Annotated in this window: 21 protein-coding genes; 9 read left to right on the top strand and 12 right to left on the bottom strand. The window is 41.3% G+C overall.

Going from position 1 to position 25447, the window contains the following annotated elements; translation table 11 throughout:
• Positions 1–6 precede the first annotated feature (6 nt).
• From HMPREF9144_RS10140 to HMPREF9144_RS10085, 11 genes are all read right to left on the bottom strand, one after another.
• Entirely contained in the window at positions 7–2583 is a 2577-nt protein-coding gene (locus HMPREF9144_RS10140; protein ID WP_006045946.1) for a BatD family protein, read from the bottom strand.
• 6 nt (positions 2584–2589) lie between these two features.
• Positions 2590–3267, bottom strand: a complete 678-nt coding sequence (locus tag HMPREF9144_RS10135; RefSeq protein ID WP_006045945.1) for a tetratricopeptide repeat protein — start codon at positions 3265–3267, stop codon at positions 2590–2592.
• A complete protein-coding gene (locus tag HMPREF9144_RS10130; protein ID WP_006045944.1) occupies positions 3268–4290 on the bottom strand; it encodes a VWA domain-containing protein in 1023 nt (340 codons plus the stop codon).
• 195 nt (positions 4291–4485) lie between these two features.
• A complete protein-coding gene (locus HMPREF9144_RS10125) occupies positions 4486–5454 on the bottom strand; it encodes a vWA domain-containing protein (protein ID WP_040595869.1) in 969 nt (322 codons plus the stop codon).
• Between the two features lie 17 nt (positions 5455–5471).
• On the bottom strand, positions 5472–6539 hold the full coding sequence (locus tag HMPREF9144_RS10120) for a BatD family protein (protein ID WP_006045942.1): 1068 nt from the start codon (positions 6537–6539) through the stop codon (positions 5472–5474).
• Complete coding sequence (locus tag HMPREF9144_RS10115) at positions 6539–7408, bottom strand: DUF58 domain-containing protein (RefSeq protein ID WP_006045941.1); 870 nt, start codon at positions 7406–7408, stop codon at positions 6539–6541. Before HMPREF9144_RS10115 ends, HMPREF9144_RS10120 begins: the two co-directional genes overlap by 1 nt.
• A 20-nt stretch (positions 7409–7428) precedes the next feature.
• Positions 7429–8424: an AAA family ATPase gene (locus HMPREF9144_RS10110; RefSeq protein WP_006045940.1), complete on the bottom strand. Its 996-nt coding sequence runs from the start codon at positions 8422–8424 to the stop codon at positions 7429–7431.
• Positions 8425–8903: 479 nt separating this feature from the next.
• A complete protein-coding gene (locus HMPREF9144_RS10100; protein ID WP_112316984.1) occupies positions 8904–9539 on the bottom strand; it encodes a hypothetical protein in 636 nt (211 codons plus the stop codon).
• Positions 9540–9547: 8 nt separating this feature from the next.
• Positions 9548–10258, bottom strand: coding sequence for a hypothetical protein (locus tag HMPREF9144_RS10095; RefSeq protein WP_040595758.1), 711 nt, complete (start codon positions 10256–10258; stop codon positions 9548–9550).
• 101 nt (positions 10259–10359) lie between these two features.
• Entirely contained in the window at positions 10360–11043 is a 684-nt protein-coding gene (locus HMPREF9144_RS10090) for a hypothetical protein (protein WP_006045936.1), read from the bottom strand.
• Positions 11044–11119: 76 nt separating this feature from the next.
• Entirely contained in the window at positions 11120–12904 is a 1785-nt protein-coding gene (locus HMPREF9144_RS10085) for a DNA polymerase III subunit gamma/tau (RefSeq protein WP_006045935.1), read from the bottom strand.
• Between the two features lie 220 nt (positions 12905–13124).
• Here HMPREF9144_RS10085 and HMPREF9144_RS10080 point away from each other — a divergent pair, with 220 nt between their 5' ends.
• The 9 genes from HMPREF9144_RS10080 to HMPREF9144_RS13365 all read left to right on the top strand — a co-directional run bounded on the left by HMPREF9144_RS10080 (position 13125) and on the right by HMPREF9144_RS13365 (position 22347).
• A complete protein-coding gene (locus tag HMPREF9144_RS10080) occupies positions 13125–13469 on the top strand; it encodes an FtsB family cell division protein (protein WP_006045933.1) in 345 nt (114 codons plus the stop codon).
• Complete coding sequence (locus HMPREF9144_RS10075; protein WP_006045932.1) at positions 13453–13884, top strand: hypothetical protein; 432 nt, start codon at positions 13453–13455, stop codon at positions 13882–13884. Before HMPREF9144_RS10080 ends, HMPREF9144_RS10075 begins: the two co-directional genes overlap by 17 nt.
• 189 nt (positions 13885–14073) lie before the next feature.
• Positions 14074–14913, top strand: a complete 840-nt coding sequence (locus tag HMPREF9144_RS10070; RefSeq protein ID WP_040595867.1) for a DUF4369 domain-containing protein — start codon at positions 14074–14076, stop codon at positions 14911–14913.
• Between the two features lie 34 nt (positions 14914–14947).
• Positions 14948–16303 carry a dihydroorotase gene (locus tag HMPREF9144_RS10065; RefSeq protein ID WP_006045930.1) on the top strand — a complete coding sequence of 452 codons (1356 nt, stop codon included), beginning with the start codon at positions 14948–14950 and terminating at the stop codon, positions 16301–16303.
• A 2-nt stretch (positions 16304–16305) separates the two neighbouring features.
• Complete coding sequence (locus tag HMPREF9144_RS10060) at positions 16306–17478, top strand: metallophosphoesterase (RefSeq protein ID WP_006045929.1); 1173 nt, start codon at positions 16306–16308, stop codon at positions 17476–17478.
• Positions 17479–17500: 22 nt separating this feature from the next.
• Positions 17501–18322 (top strand): lysophospholipid acyltransferase family protein, encoded by an 822-nt coding sequence (locus HMPREF9144_RS10055; RefSeq protein WP_006045928.1) that lies wholly within the window; start codon positions 17501–17503, stop codon positions 18320–18322.
• 574 nt (positions 18323–18896) lie between these two features.
• Entirely contained in the window at positions 18897–19586 is a 690-nt protein-coding gene (mtgA, locus tag HMPREF9144_RS10050) for a monofunctional biosynthetic peptidoglycan transglycosylase (RefSeq protein ID WP_040595866.1), read from the top strand.
• 23 nt (positions 19587–19609) lie between these two features.
• Positions 19610–22090 carry an ATP-dependent helicase gene (locus tag HMPREF9144_RS10045; protein WP_006045926.1) on the top strand — a complete coding sequence of 827 codons (2481 nt, stop codon included), beginning with the start codon at positions 19610–19612 and terminating at the stop codon, positions 22088–22090.
• Between the two features lie 53 nt (positions 22091–22143).
• A complete protein-coding gene (locus HMPREF9144_RS13365) occupies positions 22144–22347 on the top strand; it encodes a hypothetical protein (RefSeq protein WP_146739268.1) in 204 nt (67 codons plus the stop codon).
• Positions 22348–22576: 229 nt separating this feature from the next.
• Here the strand turns inward: HMPREF9144_RS13365 and HMPREF9144_RS10035 are convergent, their stop codons facing one another.
• Positions 22577–25438 (bottom strand): PD-(D/E)XK nuclease family protein, encoded by a 2862-nt coding sequence (locus HMPREF9144_RS10035; protein ID WP_006045923.1) that lies wholly within the window; start codon positions 25436–25438, stop codon positions 22577–22579.
• Between the last annotated feature and the right edge of the window lie 9 nt (positions 25439–25447).

Here is a 25447-nt window from a genome sequence, read left to right as displayed (position 1 = left end):
AGTTTTCTATATTTCTTCTAACTGGTTTGTGGGTATCCAGCCAGTAGTATTGTCGGGCAAGCGTATGCCTTTCCACCCACTAATGCTACTATCTACTATATCTACTTTCGTACCTTCGTGCAGTGTAACAGCGTTTTCGCCCTTGGCATCGGGTGTTGCTTTCACAGTAGCAATAGAGGCAACAATTACAGCTTGGTTGGTATTTCGTTTTTCATTTTGCTGTATTTTAGCAAAAGAGAAGCTGAACATAAATAGCAAAAGGAACGATAAAGCAGAGAAGAACCCTATTTTACGGCGTTTAACATCTACAGCTAAGAAGTATAATAGCATAAACGACAGGCTGCACAAGAGTACCAATAAACTTATAATAGCCCACGTATCAATGCTAAAAGAATAGACTATGGCGTGCAACCACCGTGTAAGAAAGAGGTCGGACTCGGGCGATAGCCTATCAATAGTCTTAGATTGAGCTAACTGTAAGTTGTATCTTGCGTCCTCATCGCTAGGAACTAACTTCAGCGAACGCTCGTAAGCAATAATAGCTTGGGTAACTTCGTTGTTGCGATAATAGGCATTTCCCAAATTATAATAGAGTATAGCCGACGGCTTTTGCTTTATTAATTGTTTGTAAATGCGTATAGCTTCGGCATAATTAGCCTTATTATAAGCCTTTGCAGCCATATCTAAGGTGTTAGCAGAGGCACGTAGCGCAATAGCCGAAAGGGCTATAACTATGGCGAATAATAGTAAAAAGGATTTGCCATTTGCCTTCTTACTGGTATTGTTGCGTTGGTTTCTCATTGCTTCTTCTATATCAGTAATGGCTTTAACAGCCGCATCGTAGGTGAGAGACATATTCCCTTGCTCGTCGCCAGGGGCATAACGCTGGAACTCACACTCGTCTAATGCTTCTATAAACTTATCAATTACGCTTCCATCTATGCCGAGTTCAGCAAACTTTTCTTTTATATTTTCGCGCGAAAGTTGCTCTACTGGCACAGTTAATTTGTCGCTAACATATCCCCAAAGAGCCTTTAAGTTTTCGTCATAGAAGTCTTCTGCCTTGTGCATTTCCATGAAAACGTTTGCTTTATGCAGCCTATTCAGTGCCACACGCTCAGCATTTTTGCCTTTAAGTCGGGCTATATCGCCTTTAATATTGGCACGTTTGCGAAGCATTACAAGTGCTCCTACAAAGCCTCCGAGTATTAACAGCAACACAATCCAATAGCCCCACGAGTTAAAGAAGTTGGTTTCTGCCAGCATATCGGTCTCTTTCGTTTTCAATCCGTGTATGTCTTGCTTTGTATTTCCGGTGAAAGCCTCAACGCTTTGTGTGGTTCCATCGCCCTTAGCCACACTTATTTGGAAGGCTTGAGTGGTGAGAGTTTTATACGAATTGGTGGTTGTATCGAAGTAAACAAAGCTAACTGGTGGCACAGTATACTTACCTTGCTTACGTGGAACAGCCAAAAAATCGTACACCATACTACCTTCTACGCCATTCGAAGTAAGGTGGGTCTTGTCTGTTTGCTTAGAATCGTACACGTCAAAACCATTAGGAAACTTCACAATAGGTTGTCGCATAAGTTTCAAATTGCCTATTCCTGCTATTACAACACGTAGGTTTATGGGGTCGCCTTCCTTAATATTGCTCTTACTTAACTGTGCTGTCATACTGAGTTTTCCCACTGCTCCAGAGAAGTTAGCTGGTTTTTGTGGCAATGGTACAACATCTATGGTAAGCCCTTCTGCCTGTAATTGTCGTGGAATATCGCCACCATCGTTCATAAAAGCAAATGGATCGAAGTCGTCTAAAGTAGGTCTTACCACTCCCGTAAAGGTAACAGATGGTATTCGTAGCTTACCTGTTATTTGCGGATAAACCACATATTGGCTCCACGTAGTGGTGTGATAGGTGCGCCCATTCAGCTTTTCGGTGCGGAAAGTTTTCTGTTGTGGCAATGGAATTTCCTGTACATGCGAGCCTTTTATATCGGGCATTTTGCCTGCCATACGTATCAAATTCACGTTTGTATACACCTTATAGGTAAGCAATACTGGTTCTTGTTCGTGCACAGTACGCTTGTTTGCAGTTACTTTTACGAACAAATCTTTGCCTGTAGGTACTCTGCTCTCGGGTCGTACAGCACTTATATCGGCTCTTGCGCTACCATTTATCTGTGCAGAACGGTTTATATTGGCATTTCCAGAGGCGGTTATTTTAACGGGAGTAGACGCTAAATGTTGTCCATTCACTATAATTTTGGCTGGCGGAATGTTGAAATTGCCTCGCTTTGTTGCCATAAATACGTAGGTATACGACTCTGATGAGTTGCTATTCATGTGGCCATTCACCATCTGTAGATTGCGTTGCGAGGTATAATAAGGTCCTGCTAAGAGTTCAACACCAGTAGGCATCTTGCCTAATTTTAGTCCTTCTACATTGTCGGTGTATATAATATACTCTATTTGAAACTGCTCTCCAACCTCCACTTGGCGTGGTGCCAACACACGAATGTGCTGTGCTAACGCTGTAAAAGGTAGCAAAACAAGTAGCAGTATGTTAATATATCGTTTCATAAAGCGTTACCAATTCTTATCCAAATGCCTACTTTGGGGTTGTTGCATATATTTTTTAAGACGTTCTTGCGTTGCTTTTTCTTCTTGCATTGCTGCATTTAGCATTTGCTCGGCATTGTCTTTGCTCATTCCTTGTTCCGGTTTCGGTTTGTTTTGACTATTCTTTTGCTTATTGTTATCTTTATTTTTGTTCTTGTCTTTATTGTTTTTATTGTTCTTCTGCTGTTGTTTGTTCTGCTTTTGCTGCTGTTGTTGTTTCTTCAGAAGGTGCATACACTGTGTTAAATTGTAGCGTGCATTGGCATGGTGTGGGTTGTTTCGCAATGCGTTTTTGTATGCTTCTATAGCTTTTTGGTAGTTTTTCTTAGCCTGATACACAGTTCCCATATTATGGAAAGCACTAGAAAGACGTGCCTTATTGGTTTCGTTTTTCGTGGCTAAGGTATAGTTTTGCAGAGCCAAAGAGTCTTTGTGCTGTGCCTGCATGGCACAACCTAAGTTGTAAGCAGCTATTGCATTGTGTGCATTAGCGGCAAGAGCTTTGCGAAAATTCACCTCTGCCACCCCGTATTTTTTGGTTGCAAAGGCTGCGTTACCCCTTCTTATGTATTGCCTATCGGTCTGTGCTGTTGCTGTAAGTATGGCAAAAGCTAGACAAAGCAATATGTATAGTCTTCTATTCATTTATTTTTTTGTAAACAAATTTATACGATTGAACAGCAAATTTTGGCGTTCCATTATCAGAGCTTCGGCTATTAGCAACAGCAAAACAATAGCTGCTATGGCTGGAAACTGTTCTGCATAGTCGCTATATGATACACTTTCTATTTCGCCGTGTTGCATTTTTGCTATCTCGTTGTCGAGCATTTGTTCTGCTCCAGTAGTGTTATCAACGTGTATATACATACCTTTCCCTGCCTCGGCAAGCTTTTTACACATGTCTTCGTTGAGCTTTGTCATTACAGTTCCACCATTTTTATCTTGCAAATAGCTACCATTTCCCATTGGAATGGGTGCTCCTTGTGTAGAACCTATGCCGAGAACAAACACACGTATGCCAGCTTGTTGTGCCTTTCGTGCCATTTCTTCGGCTCCACCTTCGTGATTTTCGCCATCGGTTATAATGATAATGGCTTTACCAAACTTGCTGTTTTGTGCGAAACTATGCATAGAAAGGTCGATAGCTTTACCTATATCGGTGCCTTGTGTGCCTATTAACGATGGACTAATGTTATCTAAAAACATTTTCGCTGATACGTAATCGGACGTGATTGGTAGTTGTACGAAGGCATCACCAGCAAATACTACGAGTCCAATTTTATCGTTTGTGAAACGGTTTAATAGGTCTTCTACCAGTCGTTTGCTCCGTTCTAATCGTGAAGGAGCTACGTCTTCGGCTAACATAGAGTTGCTTATGTCCATTGCTATCATAGCTTCTATGCCCTCGCGCTTATCTTTCGATAGCTTAGTTCCCATCTGCGGACGTGCCACAATAACCACAATGAGTGCCAAAGCTACCTCCATAACATAGAATTTTAGTAATGGTCGATATTTAGAATAGCCAGGAACGAGTTGCCGAAGCAGTTCTTTATCGCCAAAACGGTCCATACGTTTGCGGCGCTTTAAAGCCCAAACGTGGTAGACTATTGCTAATAATGGTATCAGCAAAAGTAGCCATAAGTATGTAGGATTAGCAAATCTGAACATTCTTTCTATATTTCTTGTTCGTTGGAACCATAATTCTTACATTGTAAAAGTACCCTTTTTGCATTGTAAAAGTACCCTTTTTGCATTACAAAAGTACCACTTTTACTTTTCGGAACTATTGTTATTGTTCTTCAGAACTATTATTCATATACTTTACTACTAATATTTTCTTTTTCTCTGAACACATTTTGTTTGTTAAGGAATGCGTTTAAACACTGTTATTCTCAGCACTATTTCTACAAAGAACACCAGCAATGCCAACATAGCAAATGGCATATAGGCTTCGTATCGCCTACCATACGATTTTGCATCGAGCCTTGTTTTCTCTAACTTATCTATATCTTTGTATATCTGAGAGAGTTCGTTTCTGCTTTGCGCACGGTAGAATTCGCCATCGGTTTGTATAGCAATGTTCTGCAAAGTCTTATAATCTATATCGCCAACCAGGTGTCCTTGTGCATCTTTTCCATCTGTTCCAAGTCCGATGGTGTACACACGAATACCAAATTTCTTAGCTATTGCAGCAGCAGTTAGTGGCGATATGTCGCCCACATTGTTGCTTCCGTCTGTTAAAAGTATCACTACTTTGCTTTTTCCCTTCACGTTTTTAAGACGTCCAACGGCATTTGCCAGTCCCATACCTATAGCAGTACCATCTTGAATGAGTCCTGTTGTAGACAAATCGCCCCTTACTGCACCCAAAAGATTAAGCAACGATGTGTGATCGGTGGTCATTGGGCACTGTGTAAATGCCTCTCCTGCAAAGATAGTAAGCCCTATATTGTCGTTTGGACGCGAGCTAATGAACTCTCTCGCTACGGCTTTTGCGGCTTCAATGCGGTTGGGTTCAACATCATCGGATAGCATACTGGCAGATACATCGAGGGCTAACATAATGTTAATACCCTCTACCTGTTCGTTATCGATGGGGTTATTGGTTTGCGGACGAGCCAAAACCACCACTATTAGAGCGTAAACCACGCAGCGTAAAAGCATTGGCAGATGTGCTAAACGCACCTTCCAGCTTCTCGGAGTGTGCTGAAAGGTGAACGTATTGCTCATTCTCATTGTGGGTTCACTCTTTTTTCGATACAAGAAATACCATATTATATAAGGTATAAGGAGCAAAAGCAGCAATAAGTATTCTTTGTTTGCAAATTCCATTTTGCTTTTTACGTTTTTTAATTCAACAATTCTGCGATGCCCCATACGGCGATAGTGGCACACGCTATGGCGGCTATTATGGCACCATACTTACACCAACGTAGTATGTTGCGTATGCGTTGGTTGCGCTTTTCCTCCGTTTCGGTATCGGTAGGTTGTGGCGTTTTCGGTGGCTGATAGCCGTTTTTGGTTTCTTCTATATAGTCTACCACGTTTCCAAGATAGTAGTTCTTTTCGTTGTTTTGTGTAGAATACTTAGCAAATTTCACCAAGTCGGCAGTGGCAAACACCTGTTCTAGTTCGGCATTTGTTTCGTTATTGCTTTTCTGTCGAAGTGTTTCTACTATGTCGGCAGACGTCATTTCCTTCGCTTTTATGCCAAAACGGTCTTCCAAATACTGTCGTAACACATCGGTAAGTGCTGTGTAATAAGCCTTCTGATCGGGATTTTCGCTATTGTTATATTGCGTTTTCACCTGTTCTATGGCTTGCATAGCCTTCTCGTGTGGCAGCAAATTGCGCATTTGTTGGCGTGGTTTTGCCAATGGTTTCTTGCTTTTCAGCCTGCGATGTATGGTGTATGCTACTATCAGAAGCACCAAAGCGAGCACACAAAGAGCTATATAGGGCAACCATTCGCTTAGCAAGAAAGGTGGTTTTTGCACCCCATCGGCTGGTTTTGCTGGTGCTGTTGCAGCTGTATCTACCTTACTTTGCGTTACATTAAAGGCGAGTTTGTTTGTAGTATAGTTCTTTCCGTCTACCTGTATGGTAACAGCTGGCAGGTTGTAGTGCCGAGCGTCCCATGCGGTAAGCGTTCGTTTGAATGTTAAGGTATACGCATTGCCGTTGTGCGTAGTATCTATGCGTTGTTCCATAACCTCTATTCCGTGTGGCACATTGGTGGTATCGGCAAAGTGTTGGTATGCCACTCGTGCTCCTTTTGGCGCATCTACGGTGATGTACCAATGGGTTCGTTCGCCTATAAGTATCTTTGTTGAATCCAAAGAGGCGTTCACGCACACTTGTGCAGTGGCTGTTATAGCTAATAGAGCTATGGTTATGGTTGCTAAAAACTTCTTCATTAGCTTCGTTGAGCAAACAGTATCATTAGTTTTTTAACGTAGTCATCGTTTGTTGCAACAGATATATTGTCTACGTTTGTCTTTGTAAATATAGCTTGCAATTGGCATTGTAGCTTGTTCCAATTGGCTTTATAGGCATTCCGAAGCTTAGCGCTGCTGGTATCAACAAGCATTTCGTGGCCTGTTTCAGCATCGCAAACCTTCATTAATCCTACGTTTGGTAGTTCCTTAGCACGCCTATCGTACACCTGCACAGCTATTACATCGTGTTTCCGATTGGCTATTTGGAGCACGTGTTCGAAGTCGGATCGCACATAAAAGTCGCTCAAAACGAATGCCGTACAGGTGTGTTTTACCACACGAGTAAGGAACTCTAAGGCGGCATTAATATCGGTTTTTTTGCTTTCGGGCTCAAAATTGAGCATCTCGCGTATGATATATAGAATGTGTTTTCGTCCTTTTTTGGGTGCTATATACTTCTCTATGCGGTCCGAAAAGAATATTACGCCTATCTTATCGTTATTCTGTATGGCTGAAAAAGCGAGTGTTGCAGCTATTTCGGTTGCCATATCTCTTTTTGTTCGTTGCGTTGTTCCGAAGTCTAACGACCCACTTACGTCTATAAGAAGCATAACGGTGAGTTCTCGTTCTTCTTCAAACACTTTCACAAAAGGTTTATGAAAGCGTGCCGTAACGTTCCAATCGATGTCGCGAACATCGTCGCCGTACTGGTATTCGCGCACCTCTGAGAAGGCCATACCTCGTCCTTTAAAGGCTGAATGGTATTGTCCTGCGAAGATGTTCTGACTAAGACGGCGTGTCTTAATCTCTATCTTTCTCACCCTACTGAGTATTTCGGTGGCGTTCATTTGTTATCCTTCTTTTGCCGTTATGGCACTTGTATGTTGTTAATGATATCGCTTACTATTCCTTCGGTGGTAGTATTGCTTGCCTCTGCCTCGTACGACAGACCGATACGGTGGCGTAAAACATCGTGTGCAACAGCTCTTACGTCTTCTGGAACTACGTATCCTCTACGCTTAATAAAGGCGTACGCACGTGCAGCTTTAGCCAAATTGATGCTGGCACGTGGGCTTCCGCCGAATGTTATCATTTGTTTTAGTTTGCTTAATCCATAACGTTCGGGATAGCGAGTGGCAAAAACAATGTCGGCAATATATTGTTCTATCTTCTCGTCTATATATACTTCGCGCACCACACTACGTGCTTCGATAATGTCGTCGGCAGATATTAGTGCTGGAGCTGTGGGCAAATGTTCGCTAAGATTCTCGCGAATAATGCGCTTTTCCTCGTCTATTGTTGGATAATCTATTACTACTTTCAACATAAAACGGTCTACCTGAGCTTCTGGAAGCATATATGTTCCTTCTTGTTCTATAGGGTTTTGCGTTGCCATTACCATAAATGGATTTGGCAAACTGAAGGTTTCGTCGCCAATAGTTACTTGGTGTTCTTGCATTGCCTCTAATAATGCACTCTGAACTTTAGCTGGTGCACGGTTAATTTCATCGGCTAAGACGAAGTTTGCAAATACTGGTCCCTTCTTAACTAAGAACTTTTCCTCCTTCTGCGAGTATATTTGGGTACCCACTACATCGGCTGGAAGAAGGTCTGGAGTAAACTGTATGCGACTGTATTTGGCATTTATAAGTTGCGAAAGTGTTTTTATTGCAAGGGTTTTAGCCAATCCCGGTACACCCTCAAGGAGTATATGTCCATCGCTAAGCAGACCTATCAGCAGGGAATCTATTAGGTGTTGTTGCCCTACTATTACCTGATTCATTCCTGTAACTAGGTTTGTTACAAATCCACTCTTCTGTTCTATTCGTATATTTAGCTCGCGAATATCTATAGCTTCTGCCATAATTTCTTTTGTTTTACTACTTTCTTTTAATATTTACGCAAAAGTACGACATTATACTCGGATATGTATCAGGTTACTATCTAAATTATATTAAAAAACACTTTTAAGCTTTATAAATCACGAAACTTTGATAAAAATCGCATAAAGAGTAACAAATATAGACTAAGAATTGCTTCTAATGTATTTTCGTTCCTATTCTGTTGTGTTGCAATAGTATGGTTTTCGCAGTGTGAATGTGGGGCGCTTCGAGGGCGTTCGTGGGGCGTTTTGGGAGTGTTCGTTGGGTGTTCACAGAACATTCGCAACGTATTGGTTCTCTGCATGTTACATACTCATCATACAAAAGTATGGTTTTTACAATGCAAAAGTATGGTTTTTGGCGTGCAAAAGTATGGTTTTTGCAATGCAAGAAGTGGGTTTTTGGAATTCGAATACAGGGTTATTGCAAAACGTTGATGTACAAATAATGGGATATAACTCTATGGTTGGCTATTTGTTTCGGGGGCTGAACAACTGTAACTAATATATAATTTCTTTGCGTCTTCGTTTTCTTTTAAAACGTACATCGTACTTGGTGCTACGTTGAAATCCATATAAACGGAATATAAATGGACGATAGTTTTGCCCGATCGCTTTTGTATATCAAAACAAAACTCGTGTTTTCCTGGCACAACAAGGGTGCTTTTATCGTAAAAAAACGCCTTTCCTTTGGCATCTTTCACGCCATCTAACTTTCCAATATGCAGACAACGAATGGATTTTATCCACGAAGTTGGAGTGTCGAAAGCCAGAATTGCATAGTTAGAATGCTTGTTTATCCAGCGTTTTAACCGCAAAAACTTTATAAGAGCATTGGCAAAAACAACCACTATACATACTAAAATGTAAAGGCTAAAGCTACTAAACAAAGACGGTTCCGACGTTATATACAGGTAAAGAAAGTAGGCTACGCTTATAATAACTGCTCCGCCAAAGACCATTAGTTCGGTTATGGCTATGCGCAAAGGATTATACCACCGGTTGAGATGCCAGTTTTTGCGACTTTGTAAGATATTGATGACAACGAATGGGAGTAGCCAGAAAGTTAGAAAAAACCAAAAAGGGTTGATACTCATAATGGATTTCATTTTCGTGTTTCTACAATATCGTTATCTGTTTCGGGGGCTGAACAACTATCATAAACGTGGAATTCGTCTACCATAGCGTCTTCTTCCACCACATACTGATGGCCTGCCAACAAATCAAGTTCCATTTCTTGGCCGAACAAACGCCTATAGACGCCCCTTCCACGTAGTACTCCTAACCAGAATTCATACTTATGTTTGCCTGGCAACACCAAATATTTATAATAAGACAAGATGTATCTTCCGCCACAAGAATACTTATTATCTATGCTGAATATAGATATTTTGCGAGGCGGCATCTCGGGTATCACCTTGAAAGTAAGTATTGAATAGTGTGGGTGTCTACTTATCCACCATATTAAACGTAGGTGTTGGATAAGCGGAATTATAGAAATAACAACTATTACAACTATCAGTAAGAAGTAATCTGCCTCGAAAATGGGTTTCGACTGTGGGTTGGTAAGACAGGAAAAAAAGTGGGATATTGATTTAAATTCTATGTTATTCTTTGCTTGATATTCCTCTATATACACGTAAGAATGTGCTATAAAGCTTAAAAAAGATACTGCTAAAGCCGAAAGAACTACAAAACGACTTTGCTTTATAGGGTTGTTCCAACGCACATGCGATGGGTTTACTAAGTAGGAAGTTATTACATAGCAGCATGCCCACCACAAAAATAAACATAAATAGAATGTACTTGCGTCCATATTTATAAGGTAATATTACTTTATTTTTTACGATATTATTTTGCCAAAACAACGAGTAGAACACCTCGAATGGTAACATTCAAACTCTCTGTTTATGGTTTTCATTCTGCCATTTCACGCATATTAGGAGCAAAACAGCTTAAAGATATATTCAAAGAAGGCAACGAAGGGTGCTCTTGCACAACGTATAAACCACCCGATTTTAGTTCTATCTCTACATCATAGTCGAACATTTTCTGCGAAATATACCCTCGAGGCATCCATGTTCGTTCCCACACCACAAAGCTAATTTTATGCTTTCCTGGTGGCACCAAGCATTCGCCCGAAACAGAAAATATATTCATTTGCTTTCCAACAACGCCATCTATCTTTTGTATTTCTATAATATGAAGTTTTCCAGACCACCTTCTCCTACCGAAAACTATCATTGCATAATCTGGATTAGTGGCTATCCAACGCCTCAAACGCAAGAAAAACACTAAAAAATAAAGGGGAAATGAAATAAGCAAAACTATAAGAAAAACAGCTACAACACCCAAAGAAAGATAGTTGAAACTAGACCAATATGCGGCAGCAACAGTTATAACAGACAGTGTAAAATAGACTACGAACAGCCAAAAACGTTCTTTTAACACATTTTTCCATTTGGTAAACGATGGTCGGGTAGCCATTGCGCTAAAGAAAATTGCCATTATCCATGCCATAACAACAGCAAAAAGAACCTCGGCTTCTAATAATAACGAAGCAACATCGTGTACTATTTCATTTTCTATACCTGTTTCCATAATCGATGATTTTTATACTAACAATTTGTAAGCCTTAGGAAGATAGCAACCCAAAGCCCGTAGTTTGTGTAGTGTTTTACTCTAATTGAAGTCCCAATTGTTCTATAAGTTTAGCAATAGAAGGGTTCTGTTGCTGCATTTTTTCAAGTTCTTGGCGCGGTGTAAGAATAGGTTTCAACTCTTCAGCCTTAGCCAATCGCAACATCACATCTATCTGTCCGTTGTGTAAACGCTGTGCCATCGTAGCACGTATTCTACCACGAATGGTCTGCATTTCATCGAGTAGGATTTTGTTTCCTACCACTACTTCAATGTTACCATCGGGCAATATCTGCGGCTTAATAAGCTTCATGCGTTGTGCAAGACTCACATTTATCTTAGCAATACGGTTGCACATACCCTTCCATTCCACTATTAACTCTTGCCAAGTAAAGCTTTGATGTTCGTCTTTATTGGTTATCTCAACATCTTCTTCGTGTTTCTCCTCTTTCTTTCCCTCGTTCATAAGCTGTGCAAACGACATTCCAAGACTACCTAACCGTACTTTTGGCATAGCAGAGACAGGCGATTGCGCACTTACGAGGGGATTTTTGGTAGATACTGTAACGTGTGTTGCAGCACTATCTTGCTCTTTTTCGTGTGCATTATGCTTACGGCTCGCCCCAGCTACCTGCGATGCTGTTTGCGGTTGAGCCGTTAATATAATATTTCGGAACAGGGTTTTTAACTGCTTAGGGCTACGCCCCGAAGCGGGAGAGTCGTCTTCTTTTTGTGTAATTTGTGCCACTTGTATAAGCGTTAGTTCCACTAAGAGACGCTTGTTTGAGCTTTGTCGGTATTCCACATCGCACCTATTCATAATCTCTAATGCCTTATATAGAAACTGTGTAGGGCATTTTGCAGCTTGCTGTTGGTAGCGTTGGCGTTGTTCGTTGCTAGTAGCAAGCAGCGAAAGAGTCTGTGCATCTTTCGCCATTAGTACATCGCGCACGTGCGAAGCTAGTCCGTTAATAAGGTTTCCCCCATCAAAACCTTTATTTATAACGTTGTTTAAAAGCACCATAATCTCTGGAACTTTATTCTCTAACGATAGATCTACAATGTTAAAATAGTTGTCTGCGTCTAAAACATTCAGGTCTTCAATCACCTTTTGGTAGGTTATGTTGCCCTGAGAAAAGCTTGCTGCCTGGTCGAAAATGGAGAGGGCGTCGCGCATTCCGCCATCTGCTTTCGTGGCAATAACGTTCAATGCCGCCTCCTCGTATACTATTCCTTCCTTCTCTGCAACCTTTTTTAGGTGGTCAATAATACCAGGAACCGACATACGTTCGAAGTCATAGATTTGGCAACGCGATAGTATTGTAGGTAGAATTTTATGTTTTTCGGTAGTAGCAAGAATAAAAATAACGTGTGCTGGCGGTTCTTCCAGCGTTTTTAGAAAGGCATTGAAGGCGGCAGACGATAGCATGTGCACCTCGTCTATTATGAAAACCTTGTATCGTCCTACCTGTGGTGGTATGCGAGTTTGGTCCATTAGTGCCTTAATATTCTCAACAGAGTTGTTGCTTGCGGCATCTAATTCAAATATATTATAGCTTCTTCCTTCGTTAAAAGCCTTACAACTCTCACACTCGTTGCACGCTTCGCCTTGCTCAGTAGGGTGTTCACAGTTTATGGCTTTGGCAAAAATGCGGGCACAAGTAGTCTTTCCTACTCCACGCGGACCACAAAACAAATAAGCGTGAGCCAGTCGTTTGCTCTTCACTGCATTCATTAACGTAGTGGTAAGTGCCTGTTGTCCCACTACAGAAGCAAACGACATAGGGCGGTATTTACGTGCCGATACAATGTATTCTCCCATATTTTTCTATTTCTTTTGGTGTTGCAAAGATAATAAAAAGTAAGAAAACGAAACAGAAGAGATATCGAATTAATTGTTAATTAGCATAAAATATCAACACCGCTCCGCCTTTTTTAAAAAGTTTTCTGTACTTTTGCAGCTAATAGCAACAATGGCATTCAAACTGCTTATCTACGCTACTGCATTGCAAAAGACTATAAACTATAACTAAAATAAAGAGGTGAACAAGTTTACAGGACACGTTTTTACATTTATAAGTCGCTTTAGATACCAAATAGTAATAGTACTTGGTATACTTATAGTGGGCGTTTTCGATGAGAATAGCTTCCGTCGTAGCATAGAATGTTACTACGAAATACAAGACCTAAACACCGATATCGCAAAATATAAAAAGCAATATTACAGCGATATGCAGCGATTAAAGGACCTAAATACAAGTCCCGATGCCATTGCAAAAATAGCTCGCGAACGCTATTTTATGAAGGCAGACGATGAGGATATCTTCGTTCTTAGCGATGACGAACAGCCATTTAAAGGCAAAAATATATATGAAACAACTAAGTAAAATAGAAACAATAATTTATGCAATCGGCGGTTTAATGATGGCATTGGGTACTGGACTCTACGTATTCTTCATTAAACAAGACATCGCTTGCATTGTTATGCTGATTGGAGCTATAGGATTTGCCACCATACAAATGCGGCAACAATACCTTGGAACAAACTTTGCTATACGCCGTTTGCGTAGAATTATGGTGATAGCAGACATAGGATTCATTCTCGCCGGACTATTTATGGTGGAAGATGTATATGGAATTATACGTCCGTATGTCCTTAATTCCATCGAAGGATATACCACTTACGTAAACATTGTGTACCATAACTGGGTGGTAATACTACTGATTGCCACTGTAATAGAGTTCTATACAATACACCGAATAGACCATCTTCTAAAAAGAGAACAACAGTCTGGAACTTAAAAAAAAGCCTAAATACATTACTGATGTCTTAAAATCAATGAAAAACTTTCGCCACTTCACAATTACATTGTACCTTTGTGAGACGGTATAAATAAACTTTTAGTAAAGCAAATCGACTATGATGAACTCGCTTGAACACGCCGCAGCAATGAGACGCACCAGCGAATGAAACATAAAAGAATACATTCTATGAATAAAATACTTTACGCTCTCGTTATATTATTGGCGCTAACATCGTGCACTAAGTCATATTATATACACGGAACGTCAAACATTTCTAGTCTCGATGGACGGCAACTCTATTTAAAAGGAGGCTCTGGCGACTCGCTAATAACACTCGATTCATGTGAAGTAGTGCATGGAAACTTCTCCTTTAAGGGTACTCTCGATTCTGTACAGGTAGCTCAAATCTATATGGATGATATGAATTTGCAGTTCCCAATAGTGTTAGAAGAAGGCGATATACAGCTTAAACTCGACAATACTCTACTCCGTGTGAGCGGAACTCCCCTAAATGAGAAGCTCAATACCTTCTGGACGAAGTTCACACAACTACGAAATCAATTCATAGAAATAGACCATGAAGAAGGTGTTTCCATAATGAATGGACACGACGAAGAGGCTACTAACGCCCGATTAATAAAGAAAGCACTGCTTGTTTATGCCAATATAGATAAGCTTTTCACGGCTTTCGTTACCAATAACTTTGATAACACACTCTCTACGTGGGGCTTTCTCACACGAGTTTCCTACGATATGACACCTAACGCCTACCCTATTTGGATGAACGACTACCTATATGCAAATGCTGTAAGCCAACTTCCATCGTGGGTAGAGTTTATTATGGCGAAAGCTCCTGACGTGTTTAAGAACAACGCAGCCATAAAAGACTTCTACGAAAAGTTCCAACGCGCACAGAAAGAAATGAACGGAATGGAGCTACCAACGCAGGAAACAATGCCCAACAATAGCAATATTGCTCCACCAACTCCTGCCGAAATGGCTGGCGATACTACGATAGCAAAATAAAAAAAGATACACATTATATATATACACATACAAAATGAGGAAACTCATTCAAGGCGGAACGATAGTAAATGAAGGAAAAACATTCAATGGCACAATCGTCATTGAAGACAATCGAATAGCCGAAATCATAACAGAAAATACAACACCCCGTGGCAATTTCGACGAAATAGTCGATGCCACGGGGTGTTTTGTTTTACCAGGAATCATTGATTCGCACGTGCATTTCCGTGAACCGGGAATGGAAAACAAGGCTGATATTGAAAGCGAAAGCCGTGCTGCTGCGTTCGGGGGCGTTACTTCGTTCTTCGAAATGCCCAACACCAATCCGCAAACCACCACTATCGAAGAGCTAAACGATAAGTTTGAACGTGCCAAACACAGCTCTCACATTAACTATTCGTTCTTTTTCGGAGCCACAAACTGCAATGCCGACACCGTAAAACTACTCAACGAACACACCATACCTGGGGTTAAGCTGTTTATGGGAGCCTCTACGGGAAATATGTTGGTGGACAGACGGAGCGCATTAGAGCAGATTTTTGCTACAGCAGCAGCCAAAAACCTACCCGTTATGACGCATTGCGAAGACTCAAACATTATTGCCAACAATATGAAAAAGGCAAAAATGCTCTACGGAGACGACCCCGACATCTGTCATCACTACGAAATTAGGAGCGAAGATGCCTGCTTCCAGAGTTCTAAACTCGCTGTAGAATTGGCGCTGAAACACCATACCCAACTACACATTGCACACCTTTCAACGGCTCGCGAACTACATTTGTTGCAACAACCACACGTTTGCGACTTCGTTACAATGGAGGCTGTAATTGCGCATTTGTACTTTACAAACAACGATTATGCCACAAAGGGAGCGTTAATTAAGTGTAATCCGTCTATAAAAACAGCGCACGACCGTGCCGAACTGCGCCGAGCACTTGCCGATGGACGTATTACCACTGTGGCAACCGACCATGCTCCGCATCTTTTATCGCAGAAACAGGGTGGCTGTGCTACCGCTTCTTCGGGTATGCCAATGGTGCAATACTCGCTACCAACTATGCTCGAACTGGTTGATAACGGCATTATTACAATAGAACAGTTGGTTAAACTTATGGCACATGCGCCTGCTCAGCGTTTCAAAATTGACGAAAGGGGCTTTTTAAGAAAGGACTATCGTGCCGACATTACTATTGTTAAGCCGAACACAATATGGACGGTTAGCAAGGAAAACATACAAAGCAAATGCAAATGGAGTCCTATGATGGGACACGAATACCATTGGAAAGTGGTGCATACTTTCTGCAATGGGGTGCATATTCTTAACCAAAACCAATTCGATACCCACTATCGCGGCGAACAAATCACATTCAGAAACTTTAATAATAAATAGATATGATAGCACGAATTGTTATTCCTTTACTACTCATCATCGTTCTTTCCGATGTTTATATAGATATTCACTACTTCCGAAAACGTATTCATATCACGTGGCAACAACGATTAGCATGGTGGATTCCTACTATTTTTCTTGTGGTATACACCTGTGTTTTAGCGTCTATACACAACTTTGCACCTACTAATCTTACGTGGCTTAACACCTATTTATTCCTTTTAGGCGCTTTCGTAGCACCAAAAACCATCTTTGGTATATGCTCGCTCGTTGGTTCATTGGTGCGCAAAACCATTGTAAAAACACGCAGAAACTATGGTCATTACGTGGGAGTGGTGGCTGCAATTGCCATTTTCGTGGTATATGTGTACGGTCTTACCTTCGGTTTTTCCCAAATTCGGGTGCGCCATATCACCCTTAATGTAAGCAATTTACCCAAAAACTTCGATGGATACCGCATTGTTCAGGTATCAGATATGCACATTGGCACTTTCAATGGGTGGCGACGGTTTATTCTGGAACACGAAATGGACAGCATAAAACACCAGAACGCCAACCTAATAGTGTTTGCGGGAGACCTCCAAAATATGCGTCCAAGCGAAATTCTGCCCTTTACAAACCTCCTGAAAACCAGTATGAAGAATGCCATTGCGGTGCGTGGAAATCACGATTATACCGAATATGTAAAACTAAACCCTAAAGAGGCTGAACAACAAAATAACGATTTTGCTAACATTGTACGTCATAAATTAGGGTGGAACTTGTTAGAAAACAACCACATAACCATAAAAAGGGACAACGATAGCATTGTTATTGCAGGTACAGAGAACGATGGTAAGCCGCCATTTCCACAAAAAGCCAACTACCAAAAAGCACTTCAAGGGGTTGCCAAGGGGGCTTTCGTTATTATGCTTCAGCACGATCCATCGGCATGGAGACGCCATATACTGCCTAAAAACATAGCGCAAATAACACTGTGTGGACATACACATGGCGGACAAATGCAGTTTTTTGGATTTCGACCAACCGAAATTAGAGAGGAAAACGACTATGGTGTGTATCGCAGTGGCAACCATTTTCTAAACGTTACCGATGGTTTGGGAGGCTTTGCACCCTTCCGTGTGAATATGCCAAACGAGATTGTGGTTATCACACTTAAGGCTAAAACAACATAATAAGCAACATCTTACAAACACTATGCAACAAAACTACAACAAAAAAACTACACAAACTGGACACAAAACTATTGTTGGCACGTTGCTCACACTGCTCTATCGGATATACGTGCTGTTTGTTTTCCTTCCGCTTTTCCTGGTTGCTTCCATTATAACAGCAACGGTTACAGCCATAGGCTGCCGCTTAGGCAACGGCCATTTCTGGGGTTATCACCCCGGACGACTATGGGGAAAGTTCACTATTCGTGCCCTTTTGCTGCCTGTAAAGGTAGAAGGACGCGAACATTTGCACCAAAACCAAAGCTATGTGTTTGTTTCTAACCATCAAGGATCGTTCGATATATTCCTCATTTATGGCTTTTTAGGACGAAATTTTAAGTGGATGATGAAGAAGAGCATACGCAAAATACCATTCATTGGAATAGCTTGCGAATATGCACACCATATTTTTGTTGACAAGTCGGGGGCGAGTAAAATTAAGCGAACCTACGATCAAGCACGCGAAACTCTACGCGAAGGTATGTCGGTTGTGGTATTTCCAGAAGGCGCACGCACCTTTACAGGGCATCTGGGAGTATTCCGTCGTGGAGCATTTATGCTAGCCGACGAGCTTCAATTGCCAGTTTGTCCCATCACTATTAATGGTGCTTTCGATGTTATGCCCCGCACACGCGACTGGCATTTCCCTGTTTGGCACCCACTTTCGCTCACCATTCACGAACCAATTCCACCAAAAGGAAAGGGCGTTGAATTTGAAAAAGAAACCATGAAGGAGGCTTACAACAGCATTGAAAATGGATTAGAAGAACAATACAAAGGTTTTATTGAGAATCCAGATCAATAAAATCTAAAAACAAAATCCACCTTTTTGCAGTTATATATATATGGTTGCAAACACCCACGCACGGTCTGTTTAGTGGCAAATATGCATCAACGAACACACCGTGAGGCATATTTGCCAATTCATCGCACCCGCATCATCACCAAAATTAATTGGGTTTAATGTACGAAATATGGCGCATTTGCGACACCAATAACACAAATAGAACATCAGGAAAATAACACTGCGTAACTATTTGTATAACAACGCTTTACCAAAAACCTACTTTTTGCATTGCAAAAACCCACTTTTTGTACGCCAAAAACCATACTTTTGCAATGCAAAAAGGGGGTTTTTGGTTTTTAAATACTATACATCACAGTTGTTAAAGCTGCTCTAAAGCAAACCATCACCACTATAAACGCCACATACGTTTGGGATTCTATAACACCTATATTGCCGAAAATAACAACTAAATATGGTAAACTTAACAGCCATAGAAAGCAACACTGTGCAACACTTTCTATGCAAACACCATAGCAAACAGCAGAAAGTTTTCTTGTTAAACCGCTTTCTTTTTCGTAACTTTGTACATTGTATGGTAAAGAAAGTTATTAAATTTGCTAAATGGATAGTGGGTTTACTGTTCGTATCCACTATATTAAGCGTTATTGTATACCGCTTTATACCTGTTTATTTTACGCCTTTAATGCTGGTGCGATGCTTTGAACAGATTGGAAATGGCGAGAAAATAAAACTCTATCACCACTGGATTCCAATAGAAAAGATGTCGCCTTCTATGCCTGTTGCCGTCATAGCGAGCGAAGACCAACGCTTTCTTACACACCACGGATTCGACTATCAGGCTATAGAACAGGCTGCAAAGGACAACCTAAACGGCAAAAAGCGTATGCGTGGTGGGTCTACCATTTCGCAACAAACGGCAAAAAACGTGTTCTTATGGCAGGGAAGGTCGTGGCTGCGCAAGGGTTTAGAGGCTTATTTCACCTTTCTTATAGAAACGTTTTGGAGCAAACAACGCATTATGGAGGTATATCTCAACTCCATAGAAATGGGCGATGGCATATACGGAGTACAGGCTTGTGCAGAGAAAAACTTCGATGTAGATGCCATAAATCTTACCCGTTCCGACTGTGCACTTATTGCAGCGACACTCCCCAACCCCCGTCGCTTCTCATCGAAAGCACCAGGACCGTACATGAGAAAGCGGTTAAGGCAGATTGAAACACAGATGAAACACATACCAGCCTTCCCATTAAACAATTAGAAAACGCTACCATTACAACACAAATGCAAGAGGATAAACAAGAAAAAATAGAACAACTGCTCGCACAACTCAACGAAAATCAACGCGAAGCAGTAGAATATTGCAAGGGACCATCGCTGGTTGTGGCTGGTGCAGGCTCGGGAAAAACACGCGTTCTTACCTATAAAATAGCCTATTTAATAATGTATGGTGTGCTGCCCTACCGCATTTTAGCACTCACTTTCACTAATAAAGCTGCACGAGAAATGAAAGAACGCATTGCAAAACTGGTAAATCAGGAACAAGCCAGTCAGCTTTATATGGGCACATTCCACTCTGTTTTCTCTCGCATTCTTAGAGCAGAGGCACAACATATAGGCTATAACAGCAACTTTACCATATACGATGAAACCGATTCGCGGTCGCTTCTAAAGTCGATTATTAAGACTTTGGGACTGAACGATAAGGATTATAAGCCATCTACAGTACACAATATTATATCGATGGCTAAGAATCAGCTCATCGGTCCCGATGCTTTTGGTAGTAGCTATGGTGGACAAAGTGGTTTAAGAGGGGCAAAACTGCAAGCTGTTACACGCATTTATACAGTGTATCAAGCACGTTGCCGACAAGCGAACGCTATGGATTTCGACGATATTTTGGTGAATACGTTTCGCCTTCTCAACGAAAATGCCGACATTCGCAATAAGTATGCCGACCGCTTTCAGTATATTTTGGTAGACGAATACCAGGATACCAATTCTGTACAAGTGGCTATTGTTAAACTACTAACCGTAAAACACCAACGTGTTTGCGTGGTGGGCGACGACTATCAAAGCATCTATTCGTTTAGAGGAGCCAACATAGACAACATATTAGACTACCAAAAAAAGTTCGATAATGTACAGGTTTTCAAGCTCGAACGCAACTATCGGTCTACCCAAAAGATAGTAGAAGCAGCCAATTCGCTTATGAAACACAACGTAAAACAAATTCCAAAGGAGGTTTATTCTAAGGAAAGCGAAGGCTCAAAAATAAGCTATCACTCGTGCTACAGCGATAAAGAGGAAGCTATGGTGGTGGTAAAAGAAATTAAAAAACTACACAGCACAAAAGCATTTCAATACAATTGCTTTGCCATTTTGTACAGAACCAACGCACAAAGTCGTAGCTTTGAAGACGAATTGCGTAAGGCTTCAATACCATATAAGATATTTGGTGGACTGTCGTTCTACCAACGAAAAGAGATAAAAGACATTATAGCCTACTTCCGTTTGGTGGCTAACCCGAACGACGAAGAGGCATTTAAACGCATCATAAACTATCCAACACGAGGCATCGGAGGCACTACGCTACAAAAAATAATAGAATGTGCCAATGCAAAAGGGGCAAGTTTGTGGGACGTTATCACCAATCCGCCAACCTATAACTTAGATGTTAATAAGGGAACAACCACAAAACTAACTGCGTTTGTAGAGCTTATTAGCAACTTTATACGCCAATTGGCAATGACAGATGCATACTCTTTGGGAACAGAAATAATAAAACAAAGTGGCATCTGGGCTGATTTGGCACAGGGAACATCGCCCGACGACATTGCAAGACGTGAGAATTTGGAAGAACTTTTGGCAGGAATGCAAGCCTTTGTAGACGAAAGAAGAGAGGAAGGAAGGGAAGATGAAACCTTCTTAACCGACTTTTTGCAAGAGGTTGCACTCTATTCCGACTTGGATAAGGCGGACGATGGCAGCCCAAAAGTGTCGCTTATGACTATCCATGCTGCCAAAGGTTTGGAGTTTCCAGTAGTGTTTGTGGTGGGATTAGAGGAGAATATATTCCCCAATGCCATAGCTGCCAGTTCGCGAAAAGAGCTTGAAGAGGAACGCCGGCTACTATATGTGGCTATAACAAGGGCAGAACAGCTTTGCTATCTCACCAATGCAAAGAACCGTTACCACTTTGGTTCTATACAATTCAATAATCCTAGCCGCTTTTTAAAGGACATTGACCCTGCTTATATAGACGCTGAGAACCTGCCATTTGGTGGTATTGGCAACCGTATGCCGTGGGACGAGCCTGCAAAAGATAGCCGATGGCAAAACGCAAACCCTGTGGCAACACAGTTTAAGGCTGACCCTCGACCCAAAATTACAGCCCCACGAATGCCCGAACGTGCAGTAAATCCGCTATCGGAACGCACAAAACAACGACTGATAAGCGAGGGAGGAAACTTTAAAAGACTATCGGCAGCCATATCAAACGGTGGCAGACAAACCGAAACATCTACCCTATCTGCTGGCGTTGGTGGCAATTCTGCACAGTCGCCAACAGGCTCTTCTACAACATTTGGCACAGTTTCAGCCAGCCAGTTATCTGTTGGTGCAACCATAGAACACCTCCGTTTCGGTATAGGTGTGGTAGAAGCAATTGAAGGAAGTGGCGAAAACACCAAAGCAACCGTAACGTTTCGCAATGCAGGAAGGAAACAATTGCTGTTGAAATTTGCCAAATTCAAGGTGCTGTAAGCATTTAAAAATTACAGAAATTGGGTACGAATTGCGATACCAACAGTGGAAATATGCAACATTATTTCGGGGATTTCGGGGAATCGGGCACGATAAATCGGTCCCTACGCCTACGGAATGAACGTGGGAAAATAAGCTATTCATTAAACATACCTGACAGAATATTCAACAGAATGGTATTAAAAGAATATCAGAAGAAACAATGTAACACAACCATTCGTACGCTAATGTTTGGCAAAAACAACACGCTTGCATAACCGCCTAATACTTAACACATTACAACAACCATATTTTTGCGTTGTAAAAACCCCCTTTTTGTCTTCCAAAAACCCCCTTTTTGCATTACGAAAAGGGGGTTTTTGTTTTGTAAAAAGGGGGTTTTTGTTTTTCGTTAGAATTATTTTCAAAAACGAGGGTGGTATTTCTATTCTTTTCATACCCCCATAACAACACCATTACGGCTATATTTTTAACCTCTTTGTTCGGCTATTTTTGTCCGCAAAGCTGGTTGTATGGGCAGTTCTCACATATCTTTTGGTTGGTTGTTGGGATAAATGTTTCGCTATTAAACAGTTCTTCCAACTTCTCTTTTAAGAAGTTTTCGAAATCGTTTTCGTAGGTTGCAGCATTCGTAACAGGTGCTCCTTCCAACACCACAACGGGCGAATAGTTCTCTCTATTAGCGTGTTGTATGAAGAGCAATGCCGGACTTACTGGTTTGTGGTTAGGGTTGTTGGTGTTGTCTTCGGTCTGTTCTATAATGCTATATAGTATTGCTTGGAATATATAATCGTTCTTTTCGTTCAATATTTTTGCCGGATTGAATATATCTTCCACCTTTTTTAACTCTCCTGCAACCTTATTTCCAGTTTTATAATCAACCACTCTCAGTTGCTCTTGGGGTGTGTTCAGCTTTATTTCGTCTAACCTATCTACACGCCCGCCTACCGTTATTGTTTTCTGTTTTCCTCCAACATTTATTGTAAAATGCTTGTAAATGTCGAACTCGTGGCGTATTACTCGCATAGGAGATGTATGCAAATCTATCTGAAGAAGGTGTCGCAAGAACTTCACAATCACCTCTTTCTTAATAATTTGCAGTCCATTTAGCTTTGGGTGGTGGGTGTTTCCAGGTTTCTGAAGATACAGTTCTCTGGCAAAAGCTTCGCTCACAACGCTGTCTAAAGTGGCGTTTGCGTTGCCCGATGTAGGCGATTGCACCGACCGCCTGGTGCTTAAAAGTTGTTCAATATCGCTGCTTTTAATTACCTCGCGTGGTAAAAGTTGCTCGTACATAAGCTGTGCAGCACAGTGAAAAATATTACCAAACACACGTCCATCTATATCGTCTGTGTCGTTGTCGTTGCTTTCTAATAGTTCTGCAACATACTTATAATAAAACATTACGGGGCATCGTTGGTAGGTGTTTATGGCAGTTGGCGAGAAATAAGATATGCTATTGAGTTTCCTCAACACGGTTTCGTCTTTGCAAATGGTTTGTTTTTGCAAGCGCAACGGCTCTTGTCCGGCTTGCAATGCCCATTGTTTTATGTTTAATTTACTCTCTACTAAGAGTTGCAACATAAACCTACTCATTTCTCCTACCCGTGTTCCTTCGGTAGAATTGTTATACAACAGTGTAACGTTTTTGGCTCTTTGCAACAGCCTATGGAAGTAATAGCTAAACACAGAAACCTTATTATCGATGGTGGTAAGCCCGTATGCTTTTCGCACAAAGTGTGGAATAAACGACACATCGCTTACCCCTTTGGGCATATTTCCCTCGTTACAAGAAAGCAACAACACGTTTTCAAAGTCGAGATTACGTGTTTCCAGCACTCCCATTACCTGTACTCCGCGAGCTGGTTCGCCATGAAATGGAATGGAAGTAGATGCTATTAGCTGACTGAATAGGCGGCGAAACATAACAAAATCTGCCATTAGGTCGCCTTCTTTCATTAGTTCTAACAGCTTGTTAAGTAGGGTATACATTCGGAAAGTAGACTCTTGAAATAGCTGATTGTGGTTTTCTGCCCCATTAGTAGCTATGGTTCTAACCATCTCTACCAGCCATTCCACCAACGCTTCCACTGGTTTATCAACGTGTTTAAGGCGTGTTCGTTCCACTTTAATGTAGTATTGCTTCTCCGTTTGCAGTTCTGCAAGCAGGTTGTTAGCATCTATTCCCAAATATTTTCCATAGGGGTGGCGTAGCACATGTGCCAATTGTTGTAACCTGTAAGCCCCCTCTTGTGCCGAAAAACCTTCGGTTTGCAAGGCTATAAGTTGCCAAACCATAGAGCTAATGGGTGTTTGCGACAGTGGATAACCCGTTGTTACGTTGAGCGTATCAACCTCTGGTGGAATGCAATGTATAACAGTTTGCAACAGCATTTCGTTGCACATAACCACCGCAGTATGCCTTCCTGCCTTGTAACGTTGGTTTTCTAACAACCATTCGGACACGTAACGAGCTTGCAAATTCTCGGTTGGTGCCGACACGTAGCGCACTTCTTTTGCCGCTTCGAAGCCAGTATAGAGAGGGTTATCGGCAGCAAATTCGTTAGGAAAATCACGCAACCACTTATTAATATACACGCCTGCTTCGTTAGATTGTGCCATATAGTAGTGGTCGTAGTCCCAATAAAAGCGTGCTTTTCCCTCGCTTTTCAGAGCCGAAAACAGTTTTTGTTCTACCTTTTGTAGCACATTGAAGCCCACAAAAATATAGGTATCGTAGCGGTTAGGTAGTTGTTTTTGCTCTATAACATCACGATATAACATACCCTCGTAAGCCAAATTCTCTTTGCGTAACCTGGTTTTAAACTCCGAATAAATATTGTATAGCTTGCTCCAAAGTCTTAAAAAGCGGTCTTTTAGTATGCTCGAATCGCCAGTAAAGTTGGCAAAAAACCTACTGAGTTCTGCCTTTTGGCTATCCGAAAGATAGTCTATCGTGTCCAATTCGTGTAGGTCTCGTATGTTGCGAAACACCTTTTCGGCATCTGCCATGTTCTTATCTATGTCGTCAAAGTCGGCTAACAGCAGCTGTCCCCAGCCATAAAACTCATCAAGAGTCTCGTTTCTGCCAGTCTGTTCCATATATACTTTATAGAGAATACATAGACTTTTAATAGGATCGGCTATGGTTAAGCTCGACTGTTGTTGGAATAATTCGGAGATAGTAACGTACGATGGGCTCCAAATAGGACCGTTAGCGTGTTTCGCTAACTCCTGATTTAGGAACAAAGCAGCACGTTTGTTTGGAAAAACAATAGCCTTATGGGCTAAGTCGTTGCCGTATTTTTCTATTAAATTGGTGGCTACTGCTTGCAGAAAAGTATTCATTTTGCTAAG

It is taken from the genome of Prevotella pallens ATCC 700821 (assembly GCF_000220255.1).
Lineage (GTDB): Bacteria > Bacteroidota > Bacteroidia > Bacteroidales > Bacteroidaceae > Prevotella > Prevotella pallens.
Note: the sequence above shows the minus strand (reverse complement) of the source record. Positions and strands in the feature narration are given on the sequence as shown.

Coding starts and splice junctions, on each gene's coding strand:
- HMPREF9144_RS10140 (WP_006045946.1), bottom strand. CDS start 2,583: ATGAAACGATATATTAACATACTGCTACTTGTTTTGCTACCTTTTACA.
- HMPREF9144_RS10135 (WP_006045945.1), bottom strand. CDS start 3,267: ATGAATAGAAGACTATACATATTGCTTTGTCTAGCTTTTGCCATACTT.
- HMPREF9144_RS10130 (WP_006045944.1), bottom strand. CDS start 4,290: ATGTTCAGATTTGCTAATCCTACATACTTATGGCTACTTTTGCTGATA.
- HMPREF9144_RS10125 (WP_040595869.1), bottom strand. CDS start 5,454: ATGGAATTTGCAAACAAAGAATACTTATTGCTGCTTTTGCTCCTTATA.
- HMPREF9144_RS10120 (WP_006045942.1), bottom strand. CDS start 6,539: ATGAAGAAGTTTTTAGCAACCATAACCATAGCTCTATTAGCTATAACA.
- HMPREF9144_RS10115 (WP_006045941.1), bottom strand. CDS start 7,408: ATGAACGCCACCGAAATACTCAGTAGGGTGAGAAAGATAGAGATTAAG.
- HMPREF9144_RS10110 (WP_006045940.1), bottom strand. CDS start 8,424: ATGGCAGAAGCTATAGATATTCGCGAGCTAAATATACGAATAGAACAG.
- HMPREF9144_RS10100 (WP_112316984.1), bottom strand. CDS start 9,539: ATGAGTATCAACCCTTTTTGGTTTTTTCTAACTTTCTGGCTACTCCCA.
- HMPREF9144_RS10095 (WP_040595758.1), bottom strand. CDS start 10,258: ATGGACGCAAGTACATTCTATTTATGTTTATTTTTGTGGTGGGCATGC.
- HMPREF9144_RS10090 (WP_006045936.1), bottom strand. CDS start 11,043: ATGGAAACAGGTATAGAAAATGAAATAGTACACGATGTTGCTTCGTTA.
- HMPREF9144_RS10085 (WP_006045935.1), bottom strand. CDS start 12,904: ATGGGAGAATACATTGTATCGGCACGTAAATACCGCCCTATGTCGTTT.
- HMPREF9144_RS10075 (WP_006045932.1), top strand. CDS start 13,453: ATGAAACAACTAAGTAAAATAGAAACAATAATTTATGCAATCGGCGGT.
- HMPREF9144_RS10070 (WP_040595867.1), top strand. CDS start 14,074: ATGAATAAAATACTTTACGCTCTCGTTATATTATTGGCGCTAACATCG.
- HMPREF9144_RS10065 (WP_006045930.1), top strand. CDS start 14,948: ATGAGGAAACTCATTCAAGGCGGAACGATAGTAAATGAAGGAAAAACA.
- HMPREF9144_RS10060 (WP_006045929.1), top strand. CDS start 16,306: ATGATAGCACGAATTGTTATTCCTTTACTACTCATCATCGTTCTTTCC.
- HMPREF9144_RS10055 (WP_006045928.1), top strand. CDS start 17,501: ATGCAACAAAACTACAACAAAAAAACTACACAAACTGGACACAAAACT.
- mtgA (WP_040595866.1), top strand. CDS start 18,897: ATGGTAAAGAAAGTTATTAAATTTGCTAAATGGATAGTGGGTTTACTG.
- HMPREF9144_RS10045 (WP_006045926.1), top strand. CDS start 19,610: ATGCAAGAGGATAAACAAGAAAAAATAGAACAACTGCTCGCACAACTC.
- HMPREF9144_RS13365 (WP_146739268.1), top strand. CDS start 22,144: ATGCAACATTATTTCGGGGATTTCGGGGAATCGGGCACGATAAATCGG.
- HMPREF9144_RS10035 (WP_006045923.1), bottom strand. CDS start 25,438: ATGAATACTTTTCTGCAAGCAGTAGCCACCAATTTAATAGAAAAATAC.